Source organism: Pseudomonas sp. GW704-F2 (assembly GCF_059423025.1).
Genome location: NZ_JBWKXO010000001.1, coordinates 300334 through 315478, shown reverse-complemented (window position 1 = coordinate 315478; position 15145 = coordinate 300334). Strand labels below are relative to the sequence as shown.

The following is a 15145-nucleotide window of genomic DNA, read 5'->3' as shown; positions in this document are numbered from 1 at the left end:
GCCTCGTCAGCTTCCTATAGGCCTGATGATGTTCTGGCCTCATCGGGGGCAAGCCCCCTCCCACATTTGATTGTGTTCACAGATCAACGTGTGGGAGGGGGCTTGCCCCCGATGAGGCCTTCAAAGTCACCCTGACTCAATGCCTGATCAGCCTCTCCTGCACCGCCTGCTGATCCACATCCAGCAGTATCTGTTGCTTGCCAGCCACCCTCACCGCCGCCGGCAACCCATCGCGATACACAATCCGGTTACCACTCACCGCCGGCACTTTGCTGCCCGGCAATAGCGTGCCCACCAGGTTCAGCGGATCAGCCCCGCACACCGCGATCAGGCTTCCATCATGGGCCCGCCGCCGCACCTCACGCAGCAGCGGGATCGCTTCCGGCAAGGCGAACTGTTCGCCCGCCAACCCGCTGACGAACCGCCCGCCGCGAATCTCCCCGCGTGCCTCCAGGCGGTGAAAGGTGCGCAGCAATTCGCGCCAGCTTGGCAGCCAATCCGCCTCGCGCTCCAGCAGTCGCCAGAACACCACGCCGTAGCGGCGCAGCAAGGTCATCGCCACATGCTCCAGGGTTTCGGCCGAGTGCGGGCCGGCGGCGGTCGACGGGCGCCGGATCAGCGCCCAGCGCCCGGCATCGTCCATGCCGCCGACAAATGCACCGCGCCCGCGCCGGCTGCTGCGCGCCTGGCGTTTACTCGCGGGCGTGGTCAGCGCACGCAGCCCGGCAAAGCTGTCGGCGTTCACCAGGCCGGCGCCGACCAGTTCCTGCAGCGCCGTTTCCAGCTCGCTGCGCAGCAGATGGGCTTCGTGGGCCAGCTCATCGAAAAACAACGCGCCGTGTTCGCGCAGGGTCTGCTGGACTTTCTGCGCCTTGGGCGACAACGTCGTGCTGTCGGTTTGTTCGGTCAGCCCGCTCCACAGCGGCACCTGGCTGCGCGGCAGCAGCACCACGGGCGTGCTGCGCAGGGCGGTGGCGCCGGGCTTGTTGCTCAGGCGTGTCCACACCAGCTTGCCGCTGCGGCACAGGTCGTCGAGCCAGGTTGATGTGTAATCCTTGAGCCGCGCGCTGAGCAAGTCACTGTCCCAGGCCGAGGTGGCCGCCGCGTAGCCTTCGAACTGGGCGACGATCTGCGGCAACATCGCGCTGCCCTGGCCACGCGTACCGTCGGACAGGTGCTGCCAATCGAACAGAAAGCGCATGAAGTCCTGCAACGCCACCGGCTCGATTTCCCGGCGCAGGCGCTTGACCGTGTAGCGATGAATCCGCGCCAGCAGGTGCCGTTCGCACCATTGCTCCTCGCGGGCGCCGGGGCTGAAACGCCCGCGCAACACATAGCCTTCCTGCTCCAGGCGGGCCAGGGCCTGGGCGATGTCGGTCACCGGCAGCCCAAGGGGCGCGGCGATTTCGATCAGGCTCAGCGGGCCGAACCCCCCGAGGCGCGCGCGCAGTACTTCCACCAGCGCGTCATCGAAGGTCCAGGGCTCATCGAAGCCGGGCAACAGCGGCAGGTCGTTGGGGTAAATCGCCCGCAAGCAACTCAGGCGTTCCACCGCCACCCACTGGCCTTGGGGCAGATGACAGGCGCGTCCGCCCTTGGCCAGCGTTTGCAACCACTGCCGCCATTGCGGCGTAACCTCGCTGTCGACGATGCACGCCAGGCTCATCAACGCTTCATGCATTTCATCCAGGCCATGGGGCGCCGGCCAGGCCTCTTCGCGCACGCCGGCGATGGCGTCGGCGTCCAGCGCGCCAAGGTCGTCGGTGCTCTGCGGGTCGCTCCAGCGCCGGTTGAGCACGGCCTGGGTGCGGCGTTCTTCCAGCGGCGCGTCGTCGAGAAAGGTGTAGGGCCGCGCGCTGAGAATTTCCGCGGCCATGGGCGAGGGCGCCGGCAGGTCGCGGCTGATCAGGCGTACCTCGCCGCGCTCGATGCGCCGCAACAGGGCCAGCCAGCCGTCGCTGTCCATCGCTTCGTGCAGGCAGTCATCCAGGGTTTGTTCGACCAGCGGGTGGTCGGGTACTTCGCGCTCGCCGGCGAGGTTTTCCAGGCACGCGATCTGGTCGGGAAACACGCTGGCGATCAGGTCTTCGCTTTTCATCCGCTGGATCTGCGGCGCCACCTTGCGCCCGCCGGTAAAACGCGGCAACGCCAGGGCCACCCCGGCGTTCCAGCGCCAGCGCACGCCGAACAACGGCGCGTCGAGTACGGCCTGGATCAGCAGGTGCTCGGCGGTCTGGCTGTTGAGATAACGCCACACCTCATCCAGCGCGAAACTGTGGCTGGTGGACAGCGACAGCACGATCGCATTCTCGCTGGCCGCCGCTTGCAGTTCGAAGTTGAAGGTGCGGCAGAAACGCTTGCGCAGCGCCAGGCCCCAGGCGCGGTTGATGCGGCTGCCGAACGGCGTGTGGATGATCAGTTGGGTGCCGCCGGATTCGTCGAAAAACCGCTCCATGATCAGCGTGTCCTGGGACGGCAACGCGCTGAGCGCCAGGCGCGCGCGGGCCAGGTAATCCACGATCTGCTCGGCGCTGGCGCGGTTCAGGCCCAGGGTGTCGGTGAGCCAGGCGAGGGTGGGGTGCAGATCGCCGGGCGTAGCGCCGAGCAGTTCGTCCAACTGGCCCTGCAAACGCGCGACCGCCGCCGACAGTTCGCGGCTGCGCCCCGGCGCTTCGCCGAGCCAGAACGGGATGGTCGGCGGCTGGCCATGGGCGTCCTCGACCCGCACCTTGCCGGCTTCGACCCGCAAGATCCGGTAGGACGTATTACCGAGCTGGAAGACATCCCCGGCGATACTTTCCACCGCGAAGTCTTCGTTGACGCTGCCGATGTTCAGGCCCTGAGGCTCAAGCAACACGCTGTAGTCGGCGTTGTCGGGGATGGTGCCGCCGCTGGTCACGGCGGTCAGCCTGGCGCCCCGACGGCCGCGCAGGGTGCCGGTCACGGCGTCGCGGTGCAGGTAGGCGCTGCGGATGCCCTGGCGGCCGTTGTAGCCGTCGCAGAGCATCTGCACCAGCGCCTGGTAATGGCGTTCATCCAGCTTGGCATAGGGCGCGGCGCGGTGGATAAGTTCGAGCAGCGCCTGCTCCGGCCATTCCCGTGCGCTGACTTCGGCGACGATTTGCTGGGCCAGCACGTCCAGCGGCGCGACCGGGATGTGCAAGGTGTCCAACTCGCCCCGGCGCACGCAGTCGAGCAGGGCGGCGCATTCGATCAGGTCATCGCGGGTGGTAGCGAACAGGCGCCCCTTGGGCGTGCCGCCGACCTGGTGCCCGGAGCGGCCGACTCTTTGCAGAAACCCATTGATGGACCCGGGCGAGCCGATCTGGCACACCAGGTCGACCTCGCCGATATCGATCCCCAACTCCAGGGATGCGGTGGCGATCAGCACTTGCAGCGCGCCGGCCTTGAGCCGTTGTTCGGCGTCCAGGCGCAACTCCTTGGCCAGGCTGCCGTGGTGCGCGGCCACGGCGGACTTGCCCAGGCGCTCGCTCAAATGCCGCGCCAGGCGTTCGGCCAGGCGCCGGGTGTTGACGAAAATCAGCGTGGTGCGGTGTTCGCGGGCGAGGGCGGCGAGGCGGTCGTAGACCAATTCCCACACGTCGTTGGCCATTACCGCTGACAGCGGCACCGGCGGCACTTCGATATCCAGGTCACGCGGGCGCGCATGGCCGATGTCGACGATCGCGCACGGACGTGCCGTGCCCACCAGAAAACGCGACACCGCCTCGATGGGTTTTTGCGTGGCCGACAGACCGATGCGTATCAACGGCTCGGCGCACAAGCCTTGCAGGCGTTCGAGGCTCAGGGCCAGGTGACTGCCGCGTTTGCTCGCCGCGATCGCATGGATCTCATCGACGATCACCGTGCGCGTGCTGGCGAGCATCTGCCGGCCGGAGTCCGAGCCCAGCAGCACGTAGAGCGATTCCGGCGTGGTCACCAGGATATGTGGCGCACGCTTGCGCATCAGCACGCGGTCTTTTTGCGGCGTGTCGCCGGTACGCACGGCGGTGCGGATCGCCAGCGGTGGTAGGCCCAACTGCTGTAAATGCGCGGTGATCCCGGTCAGCGGGGTTTGCAGGTTGATCTGGATGTCGTTGGACAGCGCCTTGAGCGGCGACACATACACCACCTGGGTTTCATCCGGCAGTTGCCCGCCGTTGGCCAGGCCTTGATGAACCAGGTCATCGAGCACCGCGAGGAAGGCCGTCAGCGTCTTGCCGGAGCCGGTGGGCGCGGCGATCAGCGTCGAGCGGCGCTGGCGGATCAGCGGCCACGCCTGGGCCTGGGCGTGGGTCACCGAGGGGAAGGTGCTGCGGAACCAGGCGCTGACGGCGGGGTGAAAGCCGTTCAAGACCGTATCGGTTGTTTCAGGAAGGTTCATGATCCCTATATGCAACCGCCCGGGCCAAGTTGCAAGCCCGCACTTTGTCCGTGACGGTTGCGCTACAAACCCGCAAAATGCAACGATTCTGGCAAATACCCACGGCAAGGCTCAAACGCCTGTCGATACTAACCATCGTTCCAAACAGACCGGGCCAGCTCAATCTATGCGAATGCGCCTTATGTTGTTGGGCGGCGGGAATGCCCTCGGGCAGGCGCTGATTCGCCTCGGTGCAGAGGAAGACATCGGTTTCCTCGCCCCCAAACCGCCCCAAGACGGCTGGGATGCCGCGAGCCTTACCCAATTGCTCGACGACACCCGTCCCGATGCGTTGATCAACCTCGCCTACTATTTCGATTGGTTCCAGGCCGAAACGGTCAGCGAAAGCCGTCTGGCCGCCCAGGAGTCGGCGATCGAACGCCTGGCCGAACTGTGTCAGCACCACAGCATCACCTTGCTGCAACCGTCCAGCTACCGCGTGTTCGATGGCTCCCGCGCCACTGCCTACAGCGAAAAGGACGAGCCGGTGCCCCTGGGCCTGCGCGGCCAGGCGTTGTGGCGTATCGAACAGAGCGTGCGCGCCACCTGCCCGCAGCATGTGTTGCTGCGCTTTGGCTGGCTGCTGGATGACAGTGTCGACGGCACCCTCGGGCGTTTCCTGGCGCGGGCCGAGCAGACTGAAGAACTGCTGATGGCGGACGACCGTCGCGGCAACCCGACGCCGGTGGACGATGCGGCACGGGTGATCATCTCCGTGCTCAAGCAACTCGATTGCGCGGCACCGCTGTGGGGCACTTATCACTACGCCGGTCACGAGGCGACCACGCCGTTGGCGCTGGGCCAGGCGATCCTCACCGAAGCGCGCAGTTTCCGTGCGCTGGTGATCGAAGCCCCCACCGCCCAGGCCCATGCGGCTCGGCCGGATGCCGGTGAAGAACCGCAACACGCGGTGCTGGCCTGCAAGAAAATCCTCCACACCTTCGGCATCAAGCCGCGGGCGTGGCGAGCGGGGTTGCCGGCGTTGCTGGATCGGTTCTACCGCCGTAGCTGAAACACCCCAAAGCAAAATGTGGGAGGGTGCTTGCCCCCGATAGCGGTGGCTCAGTCAATGAATCTGTTGACTGACGCCGCGCTATCGGGGGCAAGCCCCCTCCCACATTGGTTTTGCGGTGTTTGTTAAATATCGCTTAGAACTTGTAGCCGATACCAACCATGTAAACGAATGGATCAACGTCAACATTGACCTTGGCGCGAGTGCCAGGCACGTTGTTGTAGTTCACTGTGGCCTTGGTGTTGATGTCGATGTAGCGCGCCTGGGCGTTGATCATCCACTTGTCGTTGATCATGTAGTCGGCGCCGATCTGCGCGGCCCAGCCCCAGGAGTTTTCGGCCTTGAAGTTGCTGAAACCGTTTTGTTTCGCGCTGCCGCTGACGCTCTCGTCATAGATCCAGGTGTAGTTGATACCAGCACCCACATACGGTTGGAACGCCGATTTGCTGTCCAGCGGGTAGTACACGACGCTCAGGGTTGGCGGCAGTTGTTTCAGGGAGCCGAGTTTACCGTTGGCTGGGCTCAAGCCGGTATTCTTGAGCTTCACGTCATGCGAGAACGGTGTGGCCGCCAGCAGTTCGATACCCCAGTGGCTGGTGAACATGTAGGCGAAGTTCAAACCCAGTTGCGTGTCGCTGCTCAAGGTCGCTTTGCCGCCCAGGTTCGTGCCGGCCAATGGGCCCTGGTCAACTTTGACGCTGCCGCTGTCGGTATTCGGGTTCACGGTGATTGCACCTGCGCGAACCAGAATGTCACCGGCCTCGTGAGCGTGGGCAACGGGGGCGGCGAGGGCGAGCGCGAAGAGTGACGCGCCGAGCAGAGACTTATTGTTCATGGGAGCTCCAGAGGACGTTTAAAGGTTGTACATCCAATGGTAAAGATCGTTCCGTTCGGTCTTTTGACGCAGCTCAATGAATGGGTGATAAGCGCTATTCCGGCAATTCGTAGACGTAAATCTTCTCGGCATCCATCTGATAGCCGGCGTCGGCCAACTCACTGGAGGACGGTTTGACCTGCATCACGCCCTCGATCCAATACGGCTGATACAGCTCGTCGAGCTTCACGCCGACTTCGCTTTTCACATGCACGATCTGGTTCGACGGCGGCGGCGGTACGTGAATGCACGCGCCGAAATACGGCACCAACAGGAACTCGGTGGTACGGCCTTCTTCACTGACTTCCAGCGGCACGATGTAGCCCGGCAGGCGGATATGCCGGCCATCGAGGCTTGGCACCACCGGTGCGTTGGGCAAGTCCTGCTTGGCCGCTGGCGCGGCCTCCACCGACAACGCATCGGCCATTTTCGACAGGTCGTGCAGCGGTTTCATATTGGGGATTTCCGGCGGCGCGTCCGCCGGGATCATCTCCTGCCAGGACAAATCCTTGGGCTGATCCTCCGCCCAGGCGGGCGCGGCCAGCAGCAACAACAGGGCAAACAGGGCACGACGCATCGAAGCCTTCCTCATAAACGTATGGACAGGCCATCGGCCAAGGATTGTCGATAGGCCCGCCACGCCGGCACGCTGCCCATCAACAGCGCCGCCGCGAGGATACCGGCGAGCAAGCTCCATTCATACTCGCTGGGCCAGGCCATCGGCAGGTCCAGGCCGTAGTTGGCCTGCAGGTACCCGCGTGAAGCGGCGATGCACACGTACAGCAGACCCACGCCGGCGATCACACCGGACAGCGCCAGGGCAAAGGCTTCGAAGATCAGCAACGTCGCGATATGCCACGGCCGCGCGCCCACCGAACGCAGGATCGCCATTTCGCGACGGCGCTCGTTGAGGCTGGTGAGGATCGCGGTGAGCATGCCGATCAAACCGGTCAGCACCACGAACAGCGAGATCACGAACAGCGCTTTTTCCGCGGTGCCCATCATGCTCCACAGCTCTTGCAGCGCCACGCCGGGCAGGATCGCCAGCATCGGTTCGCCACGGAATTCATTGATCTCGCGTTGCAGGGCGAAGGTGGAGATCTTGTTGTTCAAGCCGAGCATGAAGGCGGTGATCGCCTGCGGGGTCAGGTCCATGTTGCGTGCCTGATCGGCACTGATGCGACCTTTGCCCTGGGCCGGCACGCCGTTGTGCCAGTCGATATGGATCGCCTCCATGCCGCCGAGGCTGATATGCAGTGTGCGGTCCACCGGGGTGCCGGTGCGCTTGAGGATGCCGACCACGGTGAACGGTTTGTCATCGTGCTTGACCAGGCTCACCACCGCCACGCCATGGGCCAGCACCAACTGGTCGCCGAGCTTGTAGTGCAGCGCTTCGGCCACTTCGGCGCCGAGTACCACTTCGAACGGATCGGTGGCGAAGGCGCGGCCGCTGGCCAGTTCGAGGTGTTGCTTGCGGCCGTACTGGTAGTGCTCGAAATAGGATTCGTTGGTGCCCATCACCCGGTAGCCGCGATGGGAGTCGCCGAGGGAGATCGGAATCGCCCATTTCACCTGCGGGTTGGCGGCGAAGTGTTCGTAGCTGTCCCAACGGATATTGTTGGTGGCGTTGCCGATACGGAACACCGAATACAGCAGCAGGTTGACTGAGCCGGAACGCGCGCCGACGATCAGGTCGGTGCCGCTGATGGTGCTGGCGAAACTGTTGCGCGCTTCAACGCGCACCCGCTCCACCGCCAGCAGCAGGCACACCGAGAGGGCGATGGCGAAGGCGGTGAGGATCGCGGTAAAGCGGCGGTTAGCCAGGCTGGCCATGGCTAGACGGAACAGATACATCTCAAACCTCTGCGGGCGTGGCGGCGCGATTGAGTTCGGCCAGCGACAGGTGACGGTCGAACAGCGGGGCCAGGCTCTGGTCATGGCTGACAAACAACAGGCTGGCGCCGGCCTCGCGGCATTCGGCGAACAACAGTTGCAGGAAGGCTTCGCGGGCGTCGTAGTCCAGCGCCGAGGTGGGCTCGTCGGCGATCACCAGCTCCGGCTGGCCGATCAGCGCACGGGCGGCGGCCACCCGTTGTTGCTGGCCGATCGACAGCGAGTCGGCGCGGCGCTCCAGCAGGGCGCTGTCCTTCAACCCCAGGTGCGCCAGCAACGCCGCGGCGGCCTGGTCGACACTGCCGTGGCGCTGTTTGGCCCGCTGCGCGCGCAGCTTGGAAAAGTGGCACGGCAACTCGACGTTTTCGCGCACCGACAGGAACGGCAGCAGGTTGAACTGCTGGAAGATGTAGCCGGTATGGTCGACGCGAAAACGGTCGCGGGCACTGGCCGAGAGTTCGGTCAGTTCCTGGCCGAGCAGACGGATGCTGCCCCGGCCGGGTGTCTGCACGCCGCCCAGCAGGCCGAGCAGGGTGGTCTTGCCACTGCCGCTGGGGCCCTTGAGAAACAGGGTCTCCCCCGGTTCCAGGCGGAACGCGGGGATGTCCAGCAACGGCGGGTGTCCGGGCCAGTTGAAGCCCAGGTCGGACAGTTCGATCAATGCGTGGCTCATGGCTACTCAGAACTTCAGGGTGGCTGCTGTGACCGTCGCTTCCACACCTTGCTGGCCGCTCGGGCCGATCAGTTGTACCTGAATTTTCTGGGTGGCGGGGAAGGTCTTGAACACCTGGCTCAGGTCGAGGTTGCTCAAGGCCGTCGGCGTGGCGCAGGTAAATTGGTAGTGGGCGTGGATTTCGCTGTGGTCGTGATGATGCTCGTGGGCGGCCGCGCCTTTGCTGTCGGTGGCGTGGTCGTCATCGTCGTCATCATGCTCGGCTTCGGGCTTGTCGCCGAACAGCGGGCTGTTGAGTTCCTGGGTGCTGACCACGCAACCGGCGGCCTTGGGCAGATTGAACAGGACGGCTGGGTTTTCCAGCTGTTTGCGCACGGCGGCGACCTTGGCTTTGTCGGCGGCGCTGGTGGCCGGGTGTTCGAACCCCACCAGGTTCATCGCCGGGCTGTCCAGCTCAAGCTCCAGGGCCTGGCCGTCGAGCACCGCGTTGAGACGGCCGACCCCGTGTTCATGGGCTCCCAGGCTGGCATGCTCATGATCATGCTCGTCAGCGGCGTGGGCGATAGCCAGTGGCAGCAGGGCAAACGGCAAAGCAAGCAGCAGACGGCGCATGGGGAAGCTCCAGAACATGAAATTTATGTTATGTGATCTTATAACAATAGTGTCGAGAGTTTGACCGTCCGCTTGGCGTTGCGCAAGCCGCATGGGAGCATGCCCGTCGGAAAAAATGCAGGAGTAGGGACGATGTTGCGGATTCGTGGAACTGTCGGCGACCTGCCGGTGGACTTGACCCTGGAGCTGGATGACGCTGATTGGGCACGCCTGCGCGCGCAGTTGCAGACGACGCCGGTGGCCAGCGCCACCGCTGCGCCGGCCGTTGCGGTCAAGCAGAACGATGACCTGTGGCAGAACGCCCAGGACCTGTTGCGCGCCGCCGGCCAGCTCAACGGGCTGGAATTGCTCGATCAACTGGAAGGACTGGCTGGCGACGCCGCAGCGGGCAAGCGCCTGCTGGTGCGCCTGCGCCATAGCGGCCAGGTCAAGGTCAGCAGCGGCGGTGATACGCCGCTCTATACCTGGATTGACCCGTTGTAGGCGCGAGCTTGCTTGCGAAGAGCGTCAACCACAACGCGCCCATCCTGAATGAATGCGGTGTCCTTGAGTGTTTCGCGAGCAAGCTCGCTCCTACAGGGCGATTAGTACAGCGCGGCGAACAGCTTGCGGCGGTACGCGGTCACCAGCGGGTGATCGTTGCCCAGCAGTTCGAACACCTGCAGCAAGGTCTTGTGCGGCAAGCCTTCGCTGTAGCTGCGGTTGCGGATGAACAGTTTGAGCAAGCCTTCCAGCGCGGCATCGTACTGCTGGCGTGCCAGTTGCTGAATGGCCAACTGATAGGCCGCTTCGTCGTCCTGCGGGTTTTGCGCCAGGCGGCTTTTCAGGTCGGCGGGGTCGGGCAGGTCGGCGGCCTGGCGCAGGAAGGTGATTTGCGCCTTGGCGCCGGCGAGGGCGGCCTTGTGCTCGTCGCTCTTGACGGCGTCTAGAACGGCCTGGGCTTCGCCCAATTCACCGCGTTCGGCCAGGCAGCGCGCGTACAGAATCAGCGCGCCGGCGTTGCTGTTGTCTTCGCCCAGCAGCGTGACCAGCACGGCTTCGGCTTCACTGATACGGCCCTCGGCAAACAGCGCCTGAGCCTGCTCCAGCGGGTCCGCCGCAGCCGGCGGCGGCATCTGCACGTGAGGTTCGAGCATCGCCCGCACCGCCGACTCCGGCTGCGCCCCGGCAAACCCGTCCACCGGTTGGCCGTCCTTGAACAGCACCACCGTCGGCAGGTTGCGAATACCAAAGCGCGCAACGATGTCCTGCTCGGCCTCGCAATCGACCTTGGCCAGCAGCAATTGGCCCTGATAACTCTCGGCGATCTGCGCCAGCATCGGCATCAACGCCTTGCACGGCGCGCACCACTCGGCCCAGAAGTCCACGAGCACGGGCTTTTCGAAGGAGTTCTGGATCACCGCCTGGTCGAACGTAGCGGTGGTGGCGTCGAAGATATACGGCGTGGGCTCACTCATGGGGCGTCTCGAATAAAGCGGGAATGGGGCAACTATAAGGGCTGGCGCAGGCTATCGGAAGCCGCATGGCGCTTCGCCGCGAGACATATGCCAAAAAGGGTCCTGATACCAGTCGCGAGGAAACCCCATCGCTTGCAAGCTGACGTCGGGAAACTCTCTGAGCAAGTGATACAGGCGCTCTCCCCAACGAGTGTGAGGGCTCACCTGATGCATCAGATGATTAAGAATGCACAGTACTGAAAAAATACGGGCATGCGGTCCTGGTTGAACCAGATGTGTGGGCCACGGAAAAATGGCTTTCTTCGGCAGCTCGGGACGAATCCCCAGTTCTCGATTCCACATTCGCGAATGATGGGCGCAGATGTTTCGGATAGTGGTCAGTGTGTGCAGCCAGGATTGCATCAGTGGTGCCGCCAGCCCAAGGCGCCTGGCGATGGCCTTTTTATCCATGTCTTTGGCCAGCCCTTTATATAAATGGGATAAATCACCCAACGTCAGCTCTTCCAGCATGGCCCAGCCCGGCATAAGAGCAGGATGGGCATAAGTTGTCGGGTAGTGACGGGCATAACTTTCCTTTGCCCTCTGGCGTTTAAGGAGGCTCTTTCTCTGGGCGTCTGCGCGCGATCTATCGATGCGCTCGCATTCGCGCTGGAAGTCACGTATTGCGGCGGACTGTTTGATGGACAGCGTCGTCAGCAGCCGCTGATGATCGAACGCCTGGTGGAACATCAATGGGTTGATATACCAGTGACTGCCATGGGTAGGGCCCATGTGGTTGCTGATGACAGCGCGTGATGCAATTTCGACTCTCTCAAGGGCATCTATGGTCAGTAAACGAAGCCGTCGATCAAAGTCGTAGAGGCGGGTTAACTGGCGAAATTGGATACCTGTGCGAAAGCAATGGTTGATATCTTCCGGTTGCTGGAAGGGCCGCATATAAGGGCTTAATCGGAAGAAACTGACCGATCGCAAAAAAAGCTCGGCACGAGCCTCATCCTGAATCGTCAACCCGCGGCGCTTGAGTAGTTCCAATTGGGCAGGAACGTCAATGGCGGGCTTGCTGAACCGCCTCATGCCCAAAAAGTACCGGTCATAAAAAACCCGCACAATTTGTGCTTGGCTACTGACGCAACCAGAGGCATGGCGGGTGTATTGCGGCGAAGGTTAGGTAGCCGCCCGACTTTTTGCAAGACTTTTGCATGGCCAGCAATGAATGGAATTGTTTGGAAAAGCATGCAGGTCGATTGTCCAAGCCGCGTGCGAAAGGAGGGCATTTTCCATGCCTCGCCTTTTGCTGTCTCAACCAATCCATTGCTGAAAATGTGTAACGCAGAGGTTTAACGCCGCGAATGGTACAGGCTCACCTTGCGAAACTCCCAAGGCTCGGCCAAGTCCGGCAATGTCAGGGCATCGAGTATCGCCAGGCGCTGATAATCCGGATGCTGAAAGTCCCGCACCCGCGAGTCCGCCACCAGTGCTTCACGCCCGCGCGTGAGGAACTGGTCGAGCAGCGGCAGGTTGGCGCGGTCGTAGAGCACGTCGGCCACCAGGATCAGGTCGAAGCGGTCGGCCTCGGCGAAAAAGTCCGTCGAATAGCCCAGTTCAACCCCGTTGAGTTCGGCATTCGCACGGCAGGACGCCAATGCCAGTGGGTCCAGGTCGCAGGCCACCACTTCCAGCGCGCCGGCTTTGGCGGCGGCAATCCCGGCGACGCCGGAGCCGGCGCCGAAATCCAGCACGCGCTTGCCCGCGACCCATTCCGGGTTCGCCGCCAGGTAGCGTGCGAGTGCCAGGCCGCTGGCCCAGCAAAAACTCCAGTAGGGCGGCTCATGCAGGATGCGCCGGGTTTCTTCGGGGCTGAAGGCGCGGTCCATGTTGTCGGCGTCGAGCAGCCACAACGCCAGGTCGGTGCCCGGCAACGGGCAGGGCACCAGCTGTGCGTCGCCGATCAGGGCGCTCAGCGCCCGTTGCAGGTCGAGCGGTGGCGTCATGGTGCCTTGACGAGTTGCAGGGGGCCGGTGGTCTGGGTGATCGCCTGGGTGATGCGTACTGCGGGCAGGTGCAGGATCAGTTGGCCGGACTGGCTGGCGCGCCCGCGCAGTTCGACCCGCGCACCGGCCGGGAACGCGTCGGGGCTGAAGCGCAGGCGGAAGGCCAGGGGCTTGCCGTTGCCGCTCAGCACGCTGCTGGCGAGCAGTTGTTGCGGGCGGCTGCGGTCGTCGATCACCAACAGCGCCATTTCGACTTCGGCGCCGGCGGGCACGTTGGTCAGGCTGCCGTTGATCTCACGCTGGTAGGCCGGCAGCGGGCCGAGGTCTTCGATGCCGGGGACTTTTTTCTCTTGCGCCGGCTGAGGCTGCGGCGTCGAAGGTTTTGGGGCTTCGCTGCTGCAGGCGACCAGAAAACCGAACAAGGTGAGTAAAACGAGTGGTCGTAACTGCATGTACGGCTCCAGAAAGGACAAAATCCGTGGCTTAAAAAACACGAAACATAATCGTCAGCCTATATACCGTAAAGGCTATGGCTTGTCTTGCCACGGGGATGCGCTACCATGGCCCTCCCTTTTTTTGTTGCCTGCCACCATGCACTGTCCCTTCTGCGGTGCCAACGACACCAAGGTCATTGACTCGCGTCTGGTCGCCGAGGGCGATCAAGTGCGTCGCCGGCGCGAATGCCTGGCCTGCGGTGAACGTTTCACCACCTTCGAAACCGCCGAACTGGTATTGCCGCGCCTGATCAAATCCGACGGCAGCCGCCAGCCTTTCGACGAAGACAAATTACGCGCCGGTATGCAGCGCGCCCTGGAAAAACGCCCGGTGAGTGTCGAGCGGCTGGAGGCGGCGCTGGCGCATATCAAGCACAAGTTGCGCGCGACCGGCGAGCGCGAGGTCAAGTCCCTGGTGGTTGGAGAGCTGGTGATGGGCGAGCTGCAAAAGCTCGACGAAGTCGCCTATATCCGTTTCGCTTCGGTGTATCGACGTTTCCAGGACCTCAATGAGTTCCGCGAAGAGATCGACCGCCTGGCCCGTGAGCCGATCAAAAAATGAACCCACCGTCTGCTGAACAGGCCATCCTCGACGCCCATTACATGGCCCGCGCCCTCGAACTGGCGCGCAACGGCCTGTACACCACCCATCCCAACCCGCGTGTGGGTTGCGTGATTGTGCGCGATGGGCAGATCGTCGGCGAAGGTTGGCATGTACGTACCGGCGAGCCCCATGCGGAAGTGCATGCCTTGCGCGCGGCCGCTGACAAAGCCCGTGGCGCCACGGCCTACGTCACCCTGGAACCCTGCAGCCATTACGGCCATACCCCGCCGTGCGCCGATGCGCTGGTGAGTGCCGGGGTGGCGCGGGTGGTCGCGGCGATGCAGGACCCCAACCCGGACGTCGCCGGGCGCGGTATGCAGCGCTTGGCCCAGGCCGGCATCGAAGTGCGCAGCGGTGTGCTCGAAGTGGAAGCGCGGGCGCTCAATAAAGGTTTCCTCAAGCGCATGGAACACGGCCTGCCGTTTGTGCGGGTCAAGCTGGCGATGAGCCTGGACGGCCGCACCGCGATGGCCAGCGGCGAGAGCCAATGGATCACCGGCCCTGCCGCCCGCGCCGCCGTGCAGCGCCTGCGCGCCGAGGCCAGCGTAGTGCTGACCGGCGCCGACACCGTGCTGGCCGATGGTGCGCGCCTGACCGTGCGCGCCGCCGAACTCGGCCTGGACGCAGAAACCACCGCGCTGGCCATGTCGCGTCCGCCGCTGCGCGTATTGATCGACGGCCGCCTGCGGGTGCCGCTCAATGCGCCGTTCTTCAAGGCCGGCCCGGCGCTGGTCATCACCTGTGTCACTGCGGAAAACCAGTTCCCCCGTGGCCCCGAGTGCCTGGTGGTGCCCGGTGTCGATGGTCAGGTCGACCTGCGCTCGGCGCTGGTGGCGTTGGCGGCCCGTGGCGTCAACGACGTGCTGGTGGAAGCCGGGCCAAGCCTGGCGGGCGCGTTCGCCCAGCAGGGCCTGGTGGACGAATACGTGATTTTCGTCGCCGGCAAGTTCCTCGGCTCCGCAGCCCGGCCTTTGCTGGACTGGCCGCTTGAGAAACTGGCCGACGCGCCCCAACTCAAGATCACTGAAATGCGCGCTGTGGGCGATGACTGGCGAGTCACTGCCATCCCTGTGCCAGCAGCGAGCGTATAATTCTGACCGGGCGATCAAACG

At 63.9% G+C, this 15145-nt stretch carries 14 protein-coding genes; 4 read left to right on the top strand and 10 right to left on the bottom strand.

Translation table 11 applies throughout. The features are described 5' to 3' along the window. Positions 1 to 136: 136 nt before the first annotated feature. Positions 137 to 4384 carry a DEAD/DEAH box helicase gene (locus tag AC07W0_RS01485; protein ID WP_102617003.1) on the bottom strand — a complete coding sequence of 1416 codons (4248 nt, stop codon included), beginning with the start codon at positions 4382 to 4384 and terminating at the stop codon, positions 137 to 139. 166 nt (positions 4385 to 4550) lie between these two features. Between AC07W0_RS01485 and AC07W0_RS01480 the strand changes: the two genes are divergently transcribed. Further along, positions 4551 to 5435, top strand: coding sequence for a sugar nucleotide-binding protein (locus tag AC07W0_RS01480; RefSeq protein WP_026140363.1), 885 nt, complete (start codon positions 4551 to 4553; stop codon positions 5433 to 5435). Between the two features lie 136 nt (positions 5436 to 5571). On the opposite strand, the gene AC07W0_RS01475 is transcribed toward AC07W0_RS01480, so the two are convergent. The 5 genes from AC07W0_RS01475 to AC07W0_RS01455 form a co-directional block, all read right to left on the bottom strand. Next, positions 5572 to 6270 (bottom strand): OmpW/AlkL family protein, encoded by a 699-nt coding sequence (locus AC07W0_RS01475; protein WP_046482557.1) that lies wholly within the window; start codon positions 6268 to 6270, stop codon positions 5572 to 5574. Positions 6271 to 6364: 94 nt separating this feature from the next. Then, positions 6365 to 6886 (bottom strand): DUF3299 domain-containing protein, encoded by a 522-nt coding sequence (locus tag AC07W0_RS01470; protein ID WP_046482555.1) that lies wholly within the window; start codon positions 6884 to 6886, stop codon positions 6365 to 6367. Positions 6887 to 6897: 11 nt separating this feature from the next. Next, positions 6898 to 8163, bottom strand: coding sequence for an ABC transporter permease (locus tag AC07W0_RS01465; RefSeq protein ID WP_026140362.1), 1266 nt, complete (start codon positions 8161 to 8163; stop codon positions 6898 to 6900). A 1-nt stretch (position 8164) separates the two neighbouring features. Further along, a complete protein-coding gene (locus tag AC07W0_RS01460; protein WP_046381886.1) occupies positions 8165 to 8875 on the bottom strand; it encodes an ABC transporter ATP-binding protein in 711 nt (236 codons plus the stop codon). A 6-nt stretch (positions 8876 to 8881) separates the two neighbouring features. Next, entirely contained in the window at positions 8882 to 9487 is a 606-nt protein-coding gene (locus AC07W0_RS01455; RefSeq protein ID WP_102617002.1) for a DUF2796 domain-containing protein, read from the bottom strand. Positions 9488 to 9619: 132 nt separating this feature from the next. On the opposite strand from AC07W0_RS01455, the gene AC07W0_RS01450 reads away from it, so the two are divergent. Next, positions 9620 to 9970, top strand: coding sequence for a hypothetical protein (locus AC07W0_RS01450; RefSeq protein WP_017849585.1), 351 nt, complete (start codon positions 9620 to 9622; stop codon positions 9968 to 9970). A 101-nt stretch (positions 9971 to 10071) separates the two neighbouring features. Here AC07W0_RS01450 and trxA read toward each other — a convergent pair whose 3' ends face one another. The 4 genes from trxA to AC07W0_RS01430 form a co-directional block, all read right to left on the bottom strand. After that, positions 10072 to 10944 (bottom strand): thioredoxin, encoded by an 873-nt coding sequence (trxA, locus tag AC07W0_RS01445; protein WP_102617001.1) that lies wholly within the window; start codon positions 10942 to 10944, stop codon positions 10072 to 10074. Positions 10945 to 10995: 51 nt separating this feature from the next. Beyond that, positions 10996 to 12018: an Abi family protein gene (locus AC07W0_RS01440; protein ID WP_102617000.1), complete on the bottom strand. Its 1023-nt coding sequence runs from the start codon at positions 12016 to 12018 to the stop codon at positions 10996 to 10998. A gap of 263 nt (positions 12019 to 12281) precedes the next feature. After that, positions 12282 to 12935, bottom strand: a complete 654-nt coding sequence (locus AC07W0_RS01435) for a class I SAM-dependent methyltransferase (protein WP_046482545.1) — start codon at positions 12933 to 12935, stop codon at positions 12282 to 12284. Beyond that, the gene (locus AC07W0_RS01430) at positions 12932 to 13387 is read right to left on the bottom strand and encodes a YbaY family lipoprotein (RefSeq protein WP_017849582.1); all 456 of its coding nucleotides are present in this window, start codon (positions 13385 to 13387) and stop codon (positions 12932 to 12934) included. Before AC07W0_RS01430 ends, AC07W0_RS01435 begins: the two co-directional genes overlap by 4 nt. Before the next feature lie 139 nt (positions 13388 to 13526). On the opposite strand from AC07W0_RS01430, the gene nrdR reads away from it, so the two are divergent. After that, the gene (gene nrdR / locus AC07W0_RS01425) at positions 13527 to 13991 is read left to right on the top strand and encodes a transcriptional regulator NrdR (RefSeq protein ID WP_026140361.1); all 465 of its coding nucleotides are present in this window, start codon (positions 13527 to 13529) and stop codon (positions 13989 to 13991) included. Beyond that, positions 13988 to 15124: a bifunctional diaminohydroxyphosphoribosylaminopyrimidine deaminase/5-amino-6-(5-phosphoribosylamino)uracil reductase RibD gene (gene ribD / locus AC07W0_RS01420; RefSeq protein ID WP_046381891.1), complete on the top strand. Its 1137-nt coding sequence runs from the start codon at positions 13988 to 13990 to the stop codon at positions 15122 to 15124. Before nrdR ends, ribD begins: the two co-directional genes overlap by 4 nt. Positions 15125 to 15145: the final 21 nt, after the last annotated feature.